This is a genomic window from Nocardioides sp. Z35_8 (genome assembly GCF_059621125.1).
The window spans coordinates 2,381,173-2,398,185 of the sequence record NZ_JCAQIE010000001.1 but is presented as its reverse complement, the minus strand read 5'-3'; the positions used below and the strand labels follow the sequence as shown (position 1 = coordinate 2,398,185).

At 73.4% G+C, this 17,013-nt stretch carries 19 protein-coding genes; 6 read left to right on the top strand and 13 right to left on the bottom strand.

The genetic code is table 11. The features are described from left to right. Positions 1-170 precede the first annotated feature (170 nt). Complete coding sequence (locus AC54T2_RS11590) at positions 171-932, bottom strand: class I SAM-dependent methyltransferase (protein WP_496666229.1); 762 nt, start codon at positions 930-932, stop codon at positions 171-173. Between the two features lie 47 nt (positions 933-979). Between AC54T2_RS11590 and AC54T2_RS11585 the strand changes: the two genes are divergently transcribed. After that, positions 980-1,465 carry a flavodoxin family protein gene (locus tag AC54T2_RS11585; protein WP_489976686.1) on the top strand — a complete coding sequence of 162 codons (486 nt, stop codon included), beginning with the start codon at positions 980-982 and terminating at the stop codon, positions 1,463-1,465. Continuing rightward, positions 1,462-2,268 carry a septum formation family protein gene (locus AC54T2_RS11580; protein ID WP_186341738.1) on the top strand — a complete coding sequence of 269 codons (807 nt, stop codon included), beginning with the start codon at positions 1,462-1,464 and terminating at the stop codon, positions 2,266-2,268. Before AC54T2_RS11585 ends, AC54T2_RS11580 begins: the two co-directional genes overlap by 4 nt. Positions 2,269-2,283: 15 nt before the next feature. On the opposite strand, the gene era is transcribed toward AC54T2_RS11580, so the two are convergent. From era to AC54T2_RS11535, 9 genes are all read right to left on the bottom strand, one after another. Next, positions 2,284-3,345, bottom strand: a complete 1,062-nt coding sequence (gene era / locus AC54T2_RS11575; RefSeq protein ID WP_496666228.1) for a GTPase Era — start codon at positions 3,343-3,345, stop codon at positions 2,284-2,286. Further along, the gene (locus tag AC54T2_RS11570; RefSeq protein WP_186341737.1) at positions 3,338-4,114 is read right to left on the bottom strand and encodes a siderophore-interacting protein; all 777 of its coding nucleotides are present in this window, start codon (positions 4,112-4,114) and stop codon (positions 3,338-3,340) included. Before AC54T2_RS11570 ends, era begins: the two co-directional genes overlap by 8 nt. A gap of 20 nt (positions 4,115-4,134) precedes the next feature. Continuing rightward, complete coding sequence (locus tag AC54T2_RS11565) at positions 4,135-5,433, bottom strand: class I SAM-dependent methyltransferase (protein WP_496666227.1); 1,299 nt, start codon at positions 5,431-5,433, stop codon at positions 4,135-4,137. After that, positions 5,430-6,803 carry an FAD-binding oxidoreductase gene (locus AC54T2_RS11560; RefSeq protein WP_496666226.1) on the bottom strand — a complete coding sequence of 458 codons (1,374 nt, stop codon included), beginning with the start codon at positions 6,801-6,803 and terminating at the stop codon, positions 5,430-5,432. The genes AC54T2_RS11565 and AC54T2_RS11560 overlap by 4 nt, the downstream gene beginning before the upstream one ends. A gap of 62 nt (positions 6,804-6,865) precedes the next feature. Next, complete coding sequence (locus AC54T2_RS11555) at positions 6,866-7,222, bottom strand: cytidine deaminase-like protein (RefSeq protein WP_496666225.1); 357 nt, start codon at positions 7,220-7,222, stop codon at positions 6,866-6,868. Positions 7,223-7,231: 9 nt separating this feature from the next. Then, on the bottom strand, positions 7,232-8,560 hold the full coding sequence (locus tag AC54T2_RS11550; RefSeq protein ID WP_489976683.1) for a CNNM domain-containing protein: 1,329 nt from the start codon (positions 8,558-8,560) through the stop codon (positions 7,232-7,234). Between the two features lies 1 nt (position 8,561). Then, positions 8,562-9,023 carry an rRNA maturation RNase YbeY gene (gene ybeY / locus AC54T2_RS11545; protein WP_186341732.1) on the bottom strand — a complete coding sequence of 154 codons (462 nt, stop codon included), beginning with the start codon at positions 9,021-9,023 and terminating at the stop codon, positions 8,562-8,564. Beyond that, positions 9,020-10,108, bottom strand: coding sequence for a PhoH family protein (locus AC54T2_RS11540; RefSeq protein ID WP_496666224.1), 1,089 nt, complete (start codon positions 10,106-10,108; stop codon positions 9,020-9,022). The genes ybeY and AC54T2_RS11540 overlap by 4 nt, the downstream gene beginning before the upstream one ends. A 129-nt stretch (positions 10,109-10,237) precedes the next feature. After that, positions 10,238-10,591 carry an HIT domain-containing protein gene (locus AC54T2_RS11535; RefSeq protein ID WP_186341730.1) on the bottom strand — a complete coding sequence of 118 codons (354 nt, stop codon included), beginning with the start codon at positions 10,589-10,591 and terminating at the stop codon, positions 10,238-10,240. An 86-nt stretch (positions 10,592-10,677) separates the two neighbouring features. Between AC54T2_RS11535 and AC54T2_RS11530 the strand changes: the two genes are divergently transcribed. Further along, complete coding sequence (locus AC54T2_RS11530) at positions 10,678-11,637, top strand: Gmad2 immunoglobulin-like domain-containing protein (RefSeq protein ID WP_496666223.1); 960 nt, start codon at positions 10,678-10,680, stop codon at positions 11,635-11,637. Positions 11,638-11,772: 135 nt separating this feature from the next. Here the strand turns inward: AC54T2_RS11530 and AC54T2_RS11525 are convergent, their stop codons facing one another. The 3 genes from AC54T2_RS11525 to hrcA are packed head-to-tail and all read right to left on the bottom strand — an operon-like array spanning position 11,773 to position 14,705. Then, a complete protein-coding gene (locus tag AC54T2_RS11525; RefSeq protein WP_496666222.1) occupies positions 11,773-12,513 on the bottom strand; it encodes a 16S rRNA (uracil(1498)-N(3))-methyltransferase in 741 nt (246 codons plus the stop codon). A gap of 6 nt (positions 12,514-12,519) precedes the next feature. After that, positions 12,520-13,686: a molecular chaperone DnaJ gene (gene dnaJ, locus AC54T2_RS11520; RefSeq protein WP_496666221.1), complete on the bottom strand. Its 1,167-nt coding sequence runs from the start codon at positions 13,684-13,686 to the stop codon at positions 12,520-12,522. Next, complete coding sequence (hrcA, locus tag AC54T2_RS11515; RefSeq protein ID WP_186341726.1) at positions 13,683-14,705, bottom strand: heat-inducible transcriptional repressor HrcA; 1,023 nt, start codon at positions 14,703-14,705, stop codon at positions 13,683-13,685. The genes dnaJ and hrcA overlap by 4 nt, the downstream gene beginning before the upstream one ends. A gap of 85 nt (positions 14,706-14,790) precedes the next feature. On the opposite strand from hrcA, the gene AC54T2_RS11510 reads away from it, so the two are divergent. The 3 genes from AC54T2_RS11510 to AC54T2_RS11500 all read left to right on the top strand — a co-directional run bounded on the left by AC54T2_RS11510 (position 14,791) and on the right by AC54T2_RS11500 (position 17,004). After that, the gene (locus tag AC54T2_RS11510; RefSeq protein ID WP_496666220.1) at positions 14,791-15,654 is read left to right on the top strand and encodes an MBL fold metallo-hydrolase; all 864 of its coding nucleotides are present in this window, start codon (positions 14,791-14,793) and stop codon (positions 15,652-15,654) included. Between the two features lie 54 nt (positions 15,655-15,708). Further along, positions 15,709-16,065 carry a hypothetical protein gene (locus tag AC54T2_RS11505; RefSeq protein ID WP_186341724.1) on the top strand — a complete coding sequence of 119 codons (357 nt, stop codon included), beginning with the start codon at positions 15,709-15,711 and terminating at the stop codon, positions 16,063-16,065. Positions 16,066-16,155: 90 nt separating this feature from the next. Further along, positions 16,156-17,004: a DUF3097 family protein gene (locus tag AC54T2_RS11500; protein ID WP_489976676.1), complete on the top strand. Its 849-nt coding sequence runs from the start codon at positions 16,156-16,158 to the stop codon at positions 17,002-17,004. Positions 17,005-17,013 lie beyond the last annotated feature (9 nt).

Below are 17,013 nucleotides of genomic sequence, written 5' to 3'. Positions count from 1 at the left end.
TTCCTCGGTCTGCTCGAAGGGGCGACCGGCACGCGCCACACTCCGCAACGAGGGGGCCGGGTCAGGCCTCGCTGCGGCGGCGAAGGAGAAGGCTGCGCATCATGACGCAGACATGCTAGCCCGTCTCCACGACGGCGCGCCGCCCGGCTCCCGGGTCGTGAGACGGGGGGTCAGGCACGGCCGCGGGCGGCGTGCGCCACGGCGGTGATCTCGAACGGTCCCGCGCCGAGGCGACGACGCAGCACCGACTCGAGGTCCCGGCGCCCGTCGGGGCCGAGCGCGGCGACCGCCTCCCCTGCCGGACCGACGCCGTGGAGGTAGGGCTCCCACCACTGCTCGAAGCTCGGATGGGTGACGCTCACGTCGATCTCCACCGACTCGACGTCGTCGAGCCCGGCGTCGGCCAGGATCGCCACGAGCGACTCGCGGGAGCTGCCCGGGAGGTCGCCGCGCTCGCCCGGATGGTCCGGCCTGAGCTCGGCCACCGCCTCCCACAGCGGCCACATCGGCGCGCGCGAGCCGGCCAGGTCCCACACGGTGGCGCCGACCCGGCCGCCCGGCCGGGTCACCCGGGACATCTCCGCGACGCCCGCGACGGGGTCGGTCATGAAGTGCACCACCAGACAGGCGGCGGCGACGTCGCACGTGTCGTCGCCGAACGGCAGGGACTCGGCCGTTCCCAATCGCACGTCCACGCCGGGGAAGCGCTCGCCGCACGCCGCGACGAAGGGCTCGGACGGATCGATCGCGCGGACCCGCTCGACCCCCAGCCGCTCGACCAGCACGCCGGTCAGCGCTCCCGGCCCGGAGCCGACGTCGACGGCCTGCTGCCCGGGCGACACCTCGAGCCAGTCGGCCAGACGCGCCGCCAGCGGCCGCGAGTACCGCCCCATGAAGCGGTCGTAGGTCTCACCCGCCACGTCGAACGTCATGCCTCGACGGTACGCCGCGCACAGGCTGGGTGAGTAGCCTCAGCCCCGTGCCGCGTCTGCTGATCGTCCACCACTCGCCGACGCCGTCGGTCGCCACGCTGACCGAGGCGGTCGTGGCCGGCGCCTCGGACGAGGCGATCGAGGGTGTCGAGGTGGTCGTCCGCCCCGCGCTGGAGGCCGACGCCGACGACGTGCTGGCCGCCGACGGCTACGTGCTCGGCACCACCGCCAACTTCGGCTACATGAGCGGCGCGCTCAAGCACTTCTTCGACTCCATCTTCCTGCAGGCCGGCGGTGCGCTGACCGACGACGGGTCGGCGGCGACGGTCGACGGCGGCCCGAAGCCGTTCGGCCTCTACGTCCACGGTCGCTACGACACGACAGGGGCGGTGCGCTCCGTGCAGTCGATCGTGGGCGCCCTCGGCTGGCGGCAGAGCGCACCGGTCCTCGAGGTGCTCGGCGACGTCGGCGAGCCGGAGCGCGAGTCGGCGTACGAGCTCGGCGGCACGATCGCCGCCCTGGTGATGGGATGAGGCGCGTGCTCGTGGCCGCGGCCGCCGCGCTCGTGCTGTCGGGATGCACGTCGGGGCCGACCACGCCCGACGACGATCCGACGCCCTCGGGATCGCCGACCTCCGCCGGGAGCGAGCCCCGGGCGGACCCGGGCCCACGGCCCAAGGTCGGCGAGTGCCACGCGCTCACCTTCCGCCAGGCCGTCGCGGTGGTCGGCCGCACCGCGCCGGTGGCGTGCCGCAAGCCGCACACCGCCCAGACCTACTTCGTCGGCCGGCTCGACCTCACCACCAAGTCCGGCTTCACCCGGCGCGTGGACTCCGGTGCCGCCCAGCGGCAGATGAGCCGGGCCTGCACCCGGCGGCTCCCCGCCCACCTCGGGCGTACGCCCCGCGAGCTGCGGCTGCGGATGGTGCGCGCGGTCTGGTTCAGCCCGAGCCAGGCACGTGCCGACGTGGGCGCCGACTGGTTCCGGTGCGACGTCGTGGCGGTCGCGGCACCCCGCCGGCTGCTGCGCCTGCCGCGCCGGACCACGGGGTGGGCGGGCCCCGCGATGTGCGCCACGGCGCCACCCGGCACCCCGCGCTTCGAGCGGGTCGCGTGCAGCGCGAGGCACTCGTGGCGGGCGGTCGCCACCGTCGACATCCCCGGCAAGCGCCTCCCCCGGCGCCCCGCGATCACCGACCGGATGGAGCCGGTGTGCCGCAACGCCGCCGCCGGCCGCACCGACGACCCGCTCGACCTCACCTGGTCGCAGGAGAGCCCGACCCGCGCCCAGTGGGCCGCCGGCCAGCGCTACGGGATCTGCTGGGTGCCCGCCTGAGCGCGGGCGAGCCGGTCAGAAGCCCAGCTTGCGCAGCTGGCGCGGGTCGCGCTGCCAGTCCTTGGCGATCTTGACCTGCAGGTCGAGGTAGACCGGGGTGCCCAGCAGCGCCTCGATCTGCTGACGAGCGGCCGTCCCGACGGCACGCAGGCGCGAGCCCTTGTGGCCGATCATGATGCCCTTCTGGGAGTCGCGCTCGACGTAGAGGTTGGCGACGATGTCGAGCAGCGGCTTGTCGTCGGGGCGCCCCTCGCGCAGGCCCATCTCCTCCACCACGACGGCGATGGAGTGCGGCAGCTCGTCGCGCACGCCCTCGAGCGCCGCCTCGCGGATCAGGTCGGCGGCCAACGCCTCCTCGGGAGCGTCGGTGAGGTCGCCGTCGGGATAGAGCGGCGGACCCTCCGGCAGCAGCTTGACGAGCAGGTCGGCGAGCAGGTCGACCTGGTCGCCGGCGACCGCCGACACCGGGACGATCTCGGCCCACTCGGTCTTCGTCTCCTCACCGAGCGCGGCGATGTCCATCAGGTGGTGGGCGAGCTGCTCGGGCGTCACCAGGTCGGTCTTGGTGGCGACCGCGATGCGCACGGTGCGGCGCACCTTGGCCAGCTCGGTGACGAGGAACCGGTCACCGGGCCCGATCTTCTCGTTGGCCGGGAAGCACACCGCGACCACGTCGACCTCGGCCCAGGTCGTGCGGACGAGGTCGTTGAGCCGCTCGCCCAGCAGGGTGCGCGGGCGGTGCAGGCCGGGGGTGTCGACGAGGATCAGCTGGGCGTCGTCGCGGTGCACGATGCCGCGCACGACGTTGCGGGTGGTCTGCGGCTTGGAGGACGTGATGACGATCTTCTGGCCCACCAGCGCGTTGGTCAGCGTCGACTTCCCCGCGTTGGGGCGCCCGACGAAGCTGGCGAACCCGCTGCGGTAGCCCTCGGGCGCCTCGTAGAACGCGCCGGCCGGGGCGACCCCGGAGAGGTCGAAGTCGTCGTCCAGCTCGTCGTCCAGCTCGTCGTCGTCCTCGTCCGGCTGGTCGTGCGGCTCGTCGTTCGGCTCGTCGTGCGGCTCGTCGTGGTCAGCCATCGGTCGTCTCCCTGGCGGCGTCGTAGTCGGCCCAGATCTGCTCATCAGTCTTTCCTGCTGCCGTGCCTGCGCGCCAGATCGGGCCGGGGTCGACGGCGCGCGGCTGGCGCCCGGCCGTGGCGCGCCAGTAGCCCATCACGTCGTAGTGGCTGGTCGGCAGCGCGACCTCGCGCATCAGGTGCTTGCGGATCGCGCGCATCTGTGCCGACTCGCCCGCCATCCAGAAGTAGCCCTCGCCCTCTGGCCAGTCGATGCCTTCCACGACCTCCGCCAGCGCGCTCTGACCGGGGGCGGGCGGGGTGAGCCAGGTGACGTCGACGTCGGCGGGCAGGTAGCCGGCGAGGTCGTCGGGCACCTCCGCGAGGACGCGGGTCGGCAGCTCCGGGTGGGACTCGGTGATGCGGGCCATCGCGGGCATCGCGGTCAGGTCGCCGACGAGCAGCAGCCACCCGGCACCGGGAGGCGGGGCGAACGACGCCTTGGGCTCCGTGACCGTGACCGTGTCGCCGACGCAGTCGCGCATCGCCCACTCGGTGACCAGGCCGACGTCGTGGACGACGACGTCGAGGGTCAGCTCGCCGTCAGTGAAGGACCGCACGGTGTAGTAGCGGCTCTGGAACTGCCCGGGCACCACGAGGCCGACCCACTCGTCGGGGACGCCCGTCGAGACGAACCCGTCGAGCCCGTCGAGCACGAGGCGCACGAGGTGGTCCGACAGCGACTCCCGGCGGCGCACGGTCGCCTGGAACTGCGCTGCGCGGGTGCTCACCAGAGGAGGCTATCGGTGGCTCACCAGTGCGGACGCATCGGGAAGTCGGAGCGGCCGTCGTCGTGGTTGCGAGTGGCGAGGACCTGGTGCAGCTCGACCTCGTCGCGCTCGAAGCCGAGCCGCGAACCGGCGATGTAGAGGCCCCACACCCGGGCCGTGCCCTCCCCGACCTCGGCCACGCACTCGTCCCAGTGCTCGACGAGGTTGCGGTTCCAGTCGCGGAGCGTGGCGGCGTAGTGCGGGCGCAGGTTCTCGCTGTGCTGCACCTCCAGGTCCTGGTCCTGGGCGGCCGCGATGATCGTGCCCGAGGCGATGAGCTCACCGTCGGGGAACACGTAGCGGTCGATGAACCGCCCGGTCTCCCGGCGGGTGTTGTGGCGCCGGGTGATGCAGTGGTTGAGCAGCCGCCCGCCGGGTCGGAGCCGGTCGCGCAGGTGGCGGAAGTAGCTCGGGTAGTTGCGCACGCCGATGTGCTCGGTGAGCCCGATCGAGCTGACCGCGTCGAACCCGGTCTCCGCCACGTCGCGGTAGTCGAGGTGGCGCACCTCGGCCAGGTCGCCCAGCCCCTCGCGGTCGATGGCCTCCTTGGCCCACTGGGCCTGCTCGAGCGACAGCGTCACCCCCAGCGCGCGTACGCCGTGCTCGCGGGCCGCGTGGCGGACCATCGTCCCCCAGCCGCAGCCCACGTCGAGCAGGCGCTGGCCGGGACGGAGGTCGAGCTTGCGGCAGACCAGCTCGAACTTCGCCGCCTGCGCCTCCTCGAGCGTCGCGTCGGGTGTCTCGTAGAGGCCGCACGTGTAGGCCATCGAGGGCCCCAGCACCATCTCGTAGAAGCGGTTGGACACGTCGTAGTGGTGCGCGATGACCTCGGCGTCGCGGGTCATCGAGTGCCGCAGCCCCTCCACCGCGCGCCGCCACCGCGGCAGGTGCTCCTGCGGCGGCGGGGCCGGCGGTCGGAGGTGGGCGAGTCCGAGGTCGCGGGCGATGTGCAGCGCCTCGGACGGCGTCGGCACCCGGAACCGCGTGTGGTCCTTGAGCAGCGCCAGTGCGTCGTAGGGGTCGCCGGGGTGGACGCCCGAGAGGTCGAGGTCGCCGCTGACGTAGGCGCGGGCCAGGCCGAGGTCGCCCGGCGCCGTCATCACGTAGGCGAGCCCGCGCTCGCTGCGCAGGTGCATCCCCACGCCGGCGTCGGGCGGGCCGGCGCTGCTGCCGTCGTAGGCCGTGAAGAGCAGCGGCAGCCCTCCCCGCACGAGCCGGTCCATGGCGTCGCCGATGGACATCCGTCCACGCGCGCCCGAGCCGAGGTCGGAGCTGGTCATCGTCGTCGCACCACCTTGTCGTAGAGGCAGGTCAGCCGGTCGTCGGGGTCGTGCACGGCCTTGACGCGGGCCAGCTGCGCGCCGCCGTAGAGGCGGTCGAACTCGTCGGGCGGGTAGAAGGCCTCGGAGTAGAGGCTCTTGTGGCCGCCGAGCTCGGAGACCTTCGCCTCGATGGCGCGGTTGCGGGGCGACGAGGGGGCCTCCGGCCCGACGTTGACGATCCCCCAGAAGCCCACGTTGACGTAGGTCGTGCCGGCGCTCAGCGGGTAGCCCGGCCACGGGCGCTCGCCGTCGGCCTCCCCCGAACGGCGCAGCCGCAGGGGGCACAGCCACACCGGCCGCATCCCGACCTCGCGGTCGAACCAGTCGAGGAACTCCGCGAGCCGCTCGACCGGCACCTCGACGTCCTGCACGACGCGCTCGCCCTGAGGCCGGCCCGCACGCCGGTCGAGCCGGTCGGCGACGCCGAGGCGGCGGTCGAGCGCGACGAGCTTCCAGTAGACGTCGGAGCGGCGCAGCCGGCGCGGCCACACCCGGCGCACCACCGGGTGCTGGGCCCCGAACGCCCGCGAGCACCAGAACCAGTCGGTGTCCCAGCGCCAGAGGTAGTCGTGGACGGTGAGCCGGTCCGTGGTGCGCTGCTGCAGGGAGCGGTAGAAGACCTGCCGGCCCGTGTAGTCGCTGGTCGGGCCGGGGGCGTCGGTCCACCGGGCGAGGGTGAGGTAGAGCTCGTCGGGCGCGAACGCGACCCCGTCGAGGGCGTCGACCCGCTCGCCCTGCCACGCCCGGTCGCGGACGACCTGCCCGACCCCGTCGGCGAGCGCGGCGGGGCCGTCGAAGCGCACATGGCGCAGCGCGACGTACGACGGGACCGGCTCGAGCTCGATGCGCAGCCGGGTGGCGTAGCCCAGTGAGCCGTAGGAGTTGGGGAACGCGTCGAACAGCTCGTCGCCGGGCTTGGTCGTCACGATCTCGCCGGCCCCGGTGAGCACGTCCATCTCGAGGACCGACTCGTGGGGCAGGCCGCTGCGGAAGCTCGTCGCCTCGATCCCGAGCCCGGTGACCGCGCCGCCGAGCGTGATGGTGCGCAGCTGCGGGACCACGAGCGGGATGCGGCCGCGCGCCAGCGTCACCTCGACGAGGTGCTCGTAGGTGCACATGCCCTGCACCTCGGCGACGTCGCCGTCGACCTCGATGACGCCGGTGAGCCCGGAGACGTCGAGACCCGGGCCGGCGTCGGAACGGCCGCGGAAGAGGTTGCTCGTGCGCTTGGCCAGGCGGACCGGGGCGCCGGGCGGCACCGCGGCGTACGAGGCGACGAGCCTCGCCGTCCCAGCGGCGTGCTCGGCCCATCCGACGGGGGTGCGCACGCGCCCAAACTAGCGAGACGAGGCGACGTCCGCGAGGCTCACGGGCCGATCGGCAGGGGCCCTCAGGTGGCGAGGGTGCGGGCGAGGTCTCCGCGGGCGTTCCCCACGTGGACGGGCACGCCCGGGCCGGCGAGGTCGCGGACCGCGTCGAGGCCGGGGTCGCCGTCGAGGAGCACCACCGCCGCCTCGAGGCCGCTCGCCCCCGACGAGAGCGCCATCGCCACGCACACCTCCAGCGCGGAGAGGGAGAGGTGCTCGAGCCGCACGCTCGCCGCGGCGTAGGTGCGGCCGTCGAGGTCGCGCACCGCGGCTCCCTCGTCGGAGCGTGCCCTCGCCCGGGTCGCCCGCGCGAGGGTCACCAGCTTGGCGTCCTCGGCGCTCAGCGCGTCCGGGGAGCCGGCGGGCTGGTCGTTGCTCATGGCAGCACCCTAGTGAGCGCCCGAGCGTCCCGCCGAGGTGACCGGGTGGTCGTCCTCGGCCCCCTGCTCCTCGTCGGCGAGCACCGTGACCAGGACGGTCTCGATCTTGTTGCGACGTCCGGTGGCGCGCTCGGCCTCCAGCCGCAGGCCGTGGCACTCCACCACGGACCCGGGGATCGGCACCTTGCCGAGGTGCTTGGCCATCAGGCCGCCGACACTGTCGACGTCGTCGTCCTCGACCGCGAAGCCGACCAGCTCGTCGAGGTCGTCGACCGGGTAGCGCGAGGAGACGCGGATGGCGCCGCCCTCGACGTGCTCGACCTCCACCTCGTCGTCGTCGTACTCGTCGGTGATCTCCCCGACGATCTCCTCCAGGACGTCCTCGATGGTGATCAGCCCGGCCGTGCCGCCGTACTCGTCGACCACGACGGCGATGTGCTGGCGCCGGGCCTGCAGCTCGCGCAGCAGGTCGTCGACCGGCTTGGAGTCGGGGACGTAGTGCACCGGGCGCATCACCTCGTCGACGCGCTGGGTGAACTCCACGTCGGGCGCCTCGAAGTCGCGGCGGACCAGGTCCTTGAGGTAGGCCATCCCCACGATGTCGTCGAGGTTGTCGCCGATCACCGGGATGCGGGAGTAGCCGCTGCGCAGGAACAGCGAGAGCGTCTGGCGGATGTTCTTGTGGCGCTCGATGTAGACCACGTCGGGGCGCGGCACCATCACCTCGCGGGTGATCGTGTCGCCGAGCTCGAAGACCGAGTGGATCATCCGCCGCTCGCCGGACTCGATGATCGCGCCGGCCTCGGCGAGGTCGACGAGCTCGCGCAGCTCGGTCTCGGTCGAGAACGGGCCCTCGCTGAATCCCTTGCCGGGCGTGATCGCGTTGCCGAGCAGGATCAGCAGCGCCGGGATCGGGCCGAGGATCGTCGTGACGAGGGAGAGCGGGCCCGCCGAGGCGAGCGCCACGCGTACGTCGTGCTGGCGACCCACGGTGCGCGGCGCGACGCCGATGACGACGAACGAGACGACCAGCATCACGCCGATGGTGGTGAGGAACGTCGGGACGGGCGAGCCCTGGTAGGCGTCGCGCGCCCACGTGGCCACCAGGACGATGGCGCTGATCTCGCACAGCAGGCGCATCAGCAGCGCCGTGTTGAGGTAGCGCGCGGGGTCGTCGAGGAGCTTGACCAGGCGCACCGCGCCGGGTCGCCCCTCGGCCTTCAGCTCCTCGGCACGCGCCCGGGAGAACGCCCCCAGCGCCGCGTCCGCCGCGGAGAACAGGCCCGCGAGGACGACGAGCAGGGCGGCCGAGCCGAGCTGCCAGATGTCAGCGGTCATGTCAGGCGGGATCGGCGGTGGAACGCCACTTGTCGAGCAGCTCGCCCTGGAGACCGAACATCACCGCGTGCTCCTCGGGCTCGGCGTGGTCGTAGCCGAGGAGGTGCAGGATGCCGTGCACCGTCAGCAGGTCGATCTCCGCCTCGCGGCCGTGACCGGCCTCCTCGCCCTGCCGCCCGGCGACCGCCGGCGCCAGCACCAGGTCGCCGAGCACGCCCTCCTCGGGCTCCTCGTTGACCTTGCCGGGGCGCAGCTCGTCCATCGGGAAGGCGAGCACGTCGGTCGGCCCCTCCTTCTCCATCCACTGGCCGTTGAGCTCGGCGATGGTGTCCTCGTCGACGGCCTTGATGCACAGCTCGGCCTGCGGGTGCACGCGCATCTGGTCCATCACGAAGCGCGCCAGCTGCGAGAGGCGGCGCACGTCGACCTCCTGGCCGGACTCGTTGAGGACCTCGATGCTCATCGCTGGCTCCGCGGGCCGGACGTCGCGCCGCCGGACTTCGGGCCCGCCTGCGGGCGCGACTTCGGCGCGCCGGTCCTCGGACCGGGGCGGGTCGCCTCGCGCTCGGCGTCGAAGACCTCGTAGGCCTCCACGATGCGTCCCACCAGGCGGTGGCGCACGACGTCGGTGCCGGTGAGGCGGCAGAACGAGATGTCGTCGACGCCGTCGAGGATGCCCTCCACGACGCGCAGGCCCGACTGCGTGCCCGAGGGCAGGTCGACCTGGCTGGTGTCGCCGGTGACGACGATGCGCGAGCCGAAGCCGAGCCGGGTGAGGAACATCTTCATCTGCTCGGGCGTGGTGTTCTGCGCCTCGTCGAGGATGATGAACGAGTCGTTGAGCGAGCGGCCGCGCAGGAACGCCAGCGGGGCGACCTCGATGGTGCCGGCGGCCAGCAGCTTGGGGATCGTCTCGGGGTCGACCATGTCGTGCAGCGCGTCGTAGAGCGGGCGCAGGTAGGGGTCGATCTTCTCGCTGAGCGTGCCGGGCAGGAACCCGAGCCGCTCCCCCGCCTCGACGGCCGGCCGGCTCAGGATGATCCGGTTGACCTCCTTGGCCTGCAGGGCCTGCACGGCCTTGGCCATCGCGAGGTAGGTCTTGCCGGTGCCGGCGGGGCCGATGCCGAACGTGACGGTGCTCTTGTCGATCGCCTCGACGTAGCGCTTCTGGTTGAGCGTCTTGGGCCGGATCGTGCGTCCGCGGTTGGACAGGATGTTGAGGCTCAGCACGTCGGCCGGCCGCTCCTGCGTCTCCGTGCGGAGCATCTGGATGATCCGCTCGACCGTCTCGCCGGTGACGCCCTGGCCGGTGCGCACCAGCGTGACGATCTCGTCGAGGAGCCGCTCGGCCGTCGCCACCTCGGCGGACTCCCCGGCAAGCGTGATCCTGTTGCCGCGCACGTGCACGGTGGCCTCGAAGGCCCGCTCGATCAGCCGGAGGTGCTCGTCACCGGGCCCCAGGACGGAGACCATGTCGATGCTGTTGGGGACGACCACGGTGTGGGTGGGTCGGTCCTGTGGGGTGCCGGGTTGGTTCGTCGCAGTCATGGATGCCCGTGCGGGCGGCCTTCCGGGTCGATGGCGGAGCCCTCCCATGCTACCGACCGGGAGGCGTCCGGCCCACCTCGTTGTCGCCCCGCCCCGCGACGGCGCCCGCGCGAGGGGGCGACGCGGGGGTCAGACGAGGGACTCGGACAGCCGCGAGGTGCCGCCGAGCACGTGGAGGTGGGTGTGGAAGACCGTCTGGCCGGCGCCCGCACCGGTGTTGGCGACCAGGCGGTAGTCGTCGTTGCCCGACGCCCGCGCCACCTCGTCGGCGAGGGACACCAGCCGACCGATGACGGCGGGGTCGGCGGCCGCGGAGGCGGCGGCGTTCTCGTGGTGCTCCACCGGGACCACCAGCACGTGGAAGGGCGCCTGCGGGTGGAGGTCCCGGATGGCGATGGCGTGGTCGTTGCGGGCGAGGACCTCGGCGGGGATCTCCCCGGCGACGATCCGGCAGAAGACGCAGTCGTCGGACGTGGTGCTCATCGCCCCAGCCTAGGGTCTGCCCGGGCGTGCCCGTGGGCGGCGTGTGACCCGTCGTCCGGGCCGTCGGCCCCACTACCGTGAGCGCCATGACCTCCCCCGGACCCGTACGACGCTGGGTCGGCGCGGCCGCCGTCGTCGTGGCGAGCACCCTGTCGCTGGCCGCGTGCAGCGCCGACCCCGCCCCGGTCTCCGGAGAGGCGAGCCAGCCCACCGCGACCGACGACGCGCAGCCGTCCTCCCCGGGGTCGCCGACCGGGTCCCCCACCTCGTCGGGGTCACCGTCCGGGTCGTCCGGGTCGCCGTCTGCGCCCTCCGCTGCCGGCACGGCCGTCCCGGTCTACTTCGCCGGCGACGGACCGGGCGGGCGCACCGTGCTGTTCCGCGAGTTCCACCGGGTGCAGGGCGACCCGCTCACCGAGGCGGCCCGGCTGGTCGCGGGCGGCGGCCAGCCCGCCGACCCCGACTACCGCACGCTCTGGCCGGGGGTGGAGATCTCCTCGGTGCGGGCGACCGACGGTGTGCTGCTCGTGGAGGTGCCCGCCGACGGGTTCACCGACCGCCCGGACGGGATGTCGCGGCGCGACGCCCGCCTCGCGCTCCAGCAGCTGGTCTACACGCTGCAGGGCGTGCAGCAGGAACGGGTGCCCGTGGTCGTCCGCCGCCCGGACGCCGAGCCGCTGCTCTTCGGCCTCCGCACCGACCGCGAGCTCACCGCGGCCAACGCCCTGCGCACCCTCAACCTGGTCAGCATCACCTCGCCCGCCGAGGGCGACACGGTCACCGGCGACACCCTGACCGTGACCGGGGTCGCCAACTCCTTCGAGGCCAGTGGGCCGTGCCGGCTCCTGCAGGGCGGCACGGAGATCGCGCTCGAGGGCTACCGGGCAGAGGCCTGGATGGACAAGCGGCTCTTCCCGTTCGAGGTGGACCTGCCGCTCGGCGACGTCTCCGGTGAGGTCGTGGTCCAGTGCGAGACCGACGACCCCACGGGTGGCACCGAGGGCCCCGGCCCGGCCGTCGACACCAAGACGATCACGGTCACGTAGCCGTCACCCGGGCGGCGTCCCGCGCGGCCGGCCGATGCGTCCCGCGCGTGTCGGACAGGAGGAAGTCGCCGAGGTCGTACGCCGGGAGGCGCTGTCGTACGCCCGCCCGGCGGGTTCGTCCTGTCGGACGCGCCGTCAGGCCCAGCGGTTGGTGCGGGCGAGCACCGCGGCCACGGCGACGACCCCGGCGGTGGACGTGCGCAGCACCTCGGCCCCGAGGCGTACGACGTGGGCGCCGGCGTCGGCCAGCACCGCGAGCTCGTCGGGGCTGATGCCGCCCTCCGGTCCGACGACGAGCACGATCCGGCCTGCTTCGGGGACCTCCAGCGCACCCAGGGGCAAGGTGGCGTCCTCGTGCAGCACCAGTGCGAGGTCGGCCTCGGTGACCAGGGCCGCCAGGTCGGCCGTGGTCGACAGCGGGGCGACCGTGGGCAGCCACGACCGGCGCGACTGCTTGGCTGCCTCGCGGGCGGTGGCCTGCCACTTCGCGTGCGACTTCGTCGCCCGCTCGCCCTTCCACACCGCCACCGAGCGCGACGCGGCCCACGGGACGATGCGGTCGACGCCGACCTCGGTGAGCACCTCGACGGCGAGCTCGCCGCGCTCGCCCTTGGGCAGCGCCTGGACGACGGTGATGGCCGGCTCGGGGCGCTCATCGTGGGAGACGTCCTCGACAGTGACGGCGAAGACCCGCTTGCCCGTCGACGCAACCGACCCCGTGGCGCAGGTGCCCCGGCCGTCGGTGAGGACGACCCGCTCACCCTCGCGGAGCCGGCGTACGGCGACCGCGTGGTGCGCCTCGTCGCCGCTCACCTCGACGAGCGTGCCGGGCGCTGCTCCGTCCAGCGACTCGACGAGATGGACCGGGAGCGACACCCCGGCTCAGCCCTGGAAGGCGTCGCGGAGCCGGCCGAACATCGACTTGTGCGGCGCCTCGTTCTTGCCGTCGGGCTGCTCCTCGCCGCGGATGGCGGCCAGCTCGCGCAGCAGCTCCTCCTGGCGGGGATCGAGACGGGCGGGGGTCTCCACGGCGATGCTGACGACGAGGTCGCCGCGACCGCCGCGCAGGCTGGGCACGCCGAAGCCGCGGATCACCTGCTCGCTGCCCGACTGCGTGCCGGGACGGATGTCGACGTCGTAGGTCGTCACGGTCTCCGAGGACTCCTCGGACGACGCGGGCAGGTCGGCCTCGAGCAGCGGCAGCGTGAGGTGCGTGCCGAGGGCGGCCGCGGTCATGGGCAGCGAGATCGTGGTGTGCAGGTCGTTGCCGTGACGGGTGAAGGTCGGGTGCGGCTCGACGTGGATCTCGACGTAGAGGTCGCCCGCGGGGCCACCGCCGGGACCGACCTCGCCCTGACCGGTGAGCTGCACGCGCGTGCCGTGGTCGACCCCGGCCGGGATCTTGACCGTCAGCGTGCGCCGGGAGCGGATCCGGCCGTCGCCGGAGCACTCACGGCACGGGTCGGGGATGATCGAGCCGTAGCCGCGGCAGGCCGCGCAAGGGCGCAGGGTGCGGATCTCGCCGAGGAACGAGCGCTGCACGACCGCGACCTCGCCCTGACCGTGGCAGGTCTCGCAGGTGACCGGCTTGGTGCCGGGCGCGGTGCCCTCGCCGTGGCAGGCCTCGCACCGCAGCGCGGTGTCGACCTTGAGGTCGCGGGTCACGCCGAAGGCGGCCTCGGCGAGCTCGACGTCGAGCCGGATCAGCGCGTCCTGGCCGCGCCGGGCGCGCGAGCGCGGGCCGCGGGTCTGCGCGCCGCCTGCGGCACCGCCGCCGAAGAACGCGTCCATGATGTCGGTGAAGCTGAAGCCCTGCCCGGCGCCGAACCCCTGGCTGAACGCGTCGCCGCCGCGGTCGTACGCGGCACGCTTGCCGGGGTCGCTCAGCACCTCGTAGGCGCGCGAGACGTCCTTGAAGCGCTCCTGCGTGGCCGGGTCGGGGTTGACGTCGGGGTGGAGCTGCCGCGCGAGCTTGCGGTAGGCCTTCTTGATGTCGTCGGCGCTCGCGTCGCGCGAGACGCCGAGGATGTCGTAGGGATCCTGGGTCACTGGTTTCCTTCATCGAGGATCCGCGAGACGTAGCGCGCGACCGCGCGCACGGCTGCCATGGATCCGGGGTAGTCCATGCGGGTGGGGCCGACCACGCCGAGGGAGCCGAGGTGCAGCTCCTGCGGGCCGTAGCCGGTGGCCACGACGCTCGTGGCCGCGAGCTCGGAGTAGGGGCCCTCGTGGCCGATGCGCACCGTCAGCGCGTCGACGCCCGACTCCCCGAGCAGCTTGAGCAGCACGACGTGCTCCTCGAGCGCCTCGAGGAGCGGACGGACGGCGGTGTCGAAGTCGCCGTAGCGGGCGAGGTTGGCGGTGCCGCCCACGGCGACCCGCTCGTCGCTGCGGTGGTCGGACATCGCCTCGGTGAGCACGCCCACGATCGCCCGGGCCGAGTCGGCCTGCTCGGGGCGCAGTCCGTCCGGGAGGTCGGCGAGCGCGGCGGCGGCCGCGGCGATCTGCACGCCGGAGCTGGCCTGGTTGACCGCCACGCGGAGCTCGGCGAGGTCGCTGTCCACCGTGGGCTCGTCGAGCTCGACGAGGCGCTGCTCGACCCGGCCGGTGCTCAGGATGAGGATCACCATCACCCGGGTCGGGGTCAGCGACACCAGCTCGATGTGGCGCACGGTCGAGCGGGAGAGGGTGGGGTACTGGACGATGGCGACCTGCCGGGTCAGCTGGCTGAGCAGCCGCACCGAGCGCTGCACCACGTCGTCGAGGTCGACCGCCCCGTCGAGGAGGGTGGCGATCGCGCGCCGCTCGGCCGCGCTCATCGGCTTGAGCGTGGCGAGCCTGTCGACGAAGAGCCGGTAGCCCTTGTCGGTGGGCACCCGCCCGGCGCTGGTGTGGGGCTGGTGGATGTAGCCCTCCTCCTCCAGCGCGGCCATGTCGTTGCGCACCGTGGCCGGTGAGACGCCCAGTCCGTGGCGCTCGACCAGCGCCTTGGACCCGACCGGCTCCTCGGTGGCGACGTAGTCCTCCACGATCGCGCGGAGCACGTCGAGCTTGCGGTCGTCGACCATCTGCTCTCCTCTCGCATCGGATCCGGTTTCTGGCACTCGTTCGCCCTGAGTGCCAAGACTACTCGCACTCCGTAGGCTCGCGCCCATGCCCGACGACACCCCGCGGTTCACCGAGGTCGCCCCGCGCGTGTGGGTCGCGCACTACGACTGGATGCACGTCAACATCACCCTCGTCGGCGGCTCCGACGGCCTGCTGATGGTCGACACCCACGGATCCGCCGCGCAGGCGCGCGCGGTCGCCGACGACGTACGCCGGCTCGGCGCCGGACCGCTCACCGCGCTGGTCAACACCCACGAGCACTGGGACCACCACTTCGGCAACGCGACCATGGTCGAGCAGTTCGGCGACCTGCCCATCCACGCCACCGACTGGGCGGTCGAGCACATGGAGGAGTCGGCGGCCCGCACCTTCGAGAAGTTCGAGCAGGACGCCGACGACCCGCGACGCGACGAGGTGCTGGCGACCACGCTCCGGCTGCCCACCCGCACCTTCTCCTCCGCCGTCCAGCTCGACCTCGGCGACCGGGCGGTCGAGCTGATCCACCCCGGGCGCGGGCACACCGCCGGCGACCTCGTCGTCCGCGTGCCCGATGCCGACGTGCTGCTGGGCGGCGACCTGGTCGAGGAGTCCGACCCGCCGTTCATCGGCGACGACTCCTGGCCGCTGGAGTGGCCGCTCACGCTCGACCTGGTCCTGGGCCTGATGACCGATGCGACCGTCGTCGTGCCCGGGCACGGCGCGGTGGTGGACAAGGCGTTCGTGCAGGACCAGCGACTCGAGCTCGGCGTGATCGCCGAGACCATCCGCGACCTCGCCGGCCGCGGCGTGCCGCAGTCCGAGGCCCTCGCCGCCGGGGAGTGGCCGAGGGACCCGGAGCGGCTGGTGAGCGCGGTCCGGCTGGGCTACGAGCACCTGCCCCGCAGCCAGAAGCGACTGCCCCTCATCTGAGCCCCCACCCCGCGGGGGCTGGTCTCGGCGGCGCCGGGCCAGTAGGACTGGTGCATGAGCGAGAACAGCGAGTCCCAGACCGACAACACCGAGTCGACCGACACGCCGAAGGCGGGCAGCCGCACCAGCCCGGCCGACTCCGACCACTCCGGCGGCACCGCGTCGCCCGACGAGGCCACCCTCGGCGGCATCTCCGACGACCAGCTCCCCGACGACCTCCAGCCGGGCGAGGACAACCCGCTGGCCGAGCCGCTCGACCCCGACGACGAGGCCACCAAGAGCCGCGACGAGCTCGAGATGGACGCCACCCAGGAGGACCTGGGCAACAGCGACAGCGGGGACGGCGGGGAGACCGGCGACGACGCCAACAGTGGCGACGGCGCCCAGGGCGCCGGCATCGCCGGGGGCTGAGCCCCGTCAGGTGCGGTGTCGCGGGTGGTGGCTGACGACCGCTCGGCGTGCCACCCCCACCTCGGGGCGTCGGGCCCCTACCGTGGTCCGGTGCCTCAGGATCGCTACGGAACCGACGTCCTCTCCGGTGACTGGCGCGCGCCTCGCAACGGTCGCGCCACCGAGGTGCCGACCGCGCTCGGCATGGTCGTCGAGGAGGTCACCACCGACTGGTGCGGCGAGGTCGTCGCCGTCGACCGCGACATCGACACCCTCACGCTGGAGGACCGCCGCGGCAAGCGACGCACCTTCCCGCTCGGCCCCGGCTTCCTGCTCGAGGGCAAGCCGGTGATCCTCACCCGACCCGTCCGCGCCGGCGCGCCCGCCGCCCCCACGCGTACGGCGTCGGGCTCGGTGGCGGTGCCCCACGCACCGGCCCGCGTCGCCCGAGCGAGCCGCATCTTCGTCGAGGGCCGCCACGACGCGGAGCTGGTCGAGAAGGTCTGGGGCGACGACCTGCGCATCGAGGGCGTGGTGGTGGAGTACCTCGGCGGCGTCGACGACCTCGCCGAGCACCTGCGCGACTTCCGGCCCGGCCCGCAGCGCCGCGTCGGCGTACTGGTCGACCACCTCGTGCCCGGCTCGAAGGAGGCGCGGATCGCCGAAGGCATCGCCCGCTCCCCCATCGGCAAGCACGTCCTGGTGGTCGGGCACCCGTTCATCGACATCTGGCAGGCGGTCAAGCCCGACCGGCTCGGGATCCCGGCGTGGCCCAGCGTCCCCCGCGGCATCGACTGGAAGACCGGCACCTGCCAGCAGCTCGGCTGGCCGCACCGCGACCAGGCCGACATCGCCCGCGCCTGGAAGCACATCCTCGGCCGGGTGAGCTCCTACGCCGACCTCGAGCCGGCCCTCCTCGGCCGGGTCGAGGAGCTCATCGACTTCACGACGGCCCCGTAGCTGCGCATC

Coding starts and splice junctions, on each gene's coding strand:
- ybeY (WP_186341732.1), bottom strand. CDS start 9,023: ATGAGCATCGAGGTCCTCAACGAGTCCGGCCAGGAGGTCGACGTGCGC.
- era (WP_496666228.1), bottom strand. CDS start 3,345: ATGGCTGACCACGACGAGCCGCACGACGAGCCGAACGACGAGCCGCAC.
- AC54T2_RS11535 (WP_186341730.1), bottom strand. CDS start 10,591: ATGAGCACCACGTCCGACGACTGCGTCTTCTGCCGGATCGTCGCCGGG.
- AC54T2_RS11550 (WP_489976683.1), bottom strand. CDS start 8,560: ATGACCGCTGACATCTGGCAGCTCGGCTCGGCCGCCCTGCTCGTCGTC.
- AC54T2_RS11505 (WP_186341724.1), top strand. CDS start 15,709: ATGAGCGAGAACAGCGAGTCCCAGACCGACAACACCGAGTCGACCGAC.
- hrcA (WP_186341726.1), bottom strand. CDS start 14,705: ATGGTCGACGACCGCAAGCTCGACGTGCTCCGCGCGATCGTGGAGGAC.
- AC54T2_RS11555 (WP_496666225.1), bottom strand. CDS start 7,222: ATGAGCAACGACCAGCCCGCCGGCTCCCCGGACGCGCTGAGCGCCGAG.
- AC54T2_RS11565 (WP_496666227.1), bottom strand. CDS start 5,433: ATGACCAGCTCCGACCTCGGCTCGGGCGCGCGTGGACGGATGTCCATC.
- AC54T2_RS11540 (WP_496666224.1), bottom strand. CDS start 10,108: ATGACTGCGACGAACCAACCCGGCACCCCACAGGACCGACCCACCCAC.
- AC54T2_RS11580 (WP_186341738.1), top strand. CDS start 1,462: ATGAGGCGCGTGCTCGTGGCCGCGGCCGCCGCGCTCGTGCTGTCGGGA.
- AC54T2_RS11530 (WP_496666223.1), top strand. CDS start 10,678: ATGACCTCCCCCGGACCCGTACGACGCTGGGTCGGCGCGGCCGCCGTC.
- AC54T2_RS11510 (WP_496666220.1), top strand. CDS start 14,791: ATGCCCGACGACACCCCGCGGTTCACCGAGGTCGCCCCGCGCGTGTGG.
- AC54T2_RS11590 (WP_496666229.1), bottom strand. CDS start 932: ATGACGTTCGACGTGGCGGGTGAGACCTACGACCGCTTCATGGGGCGG.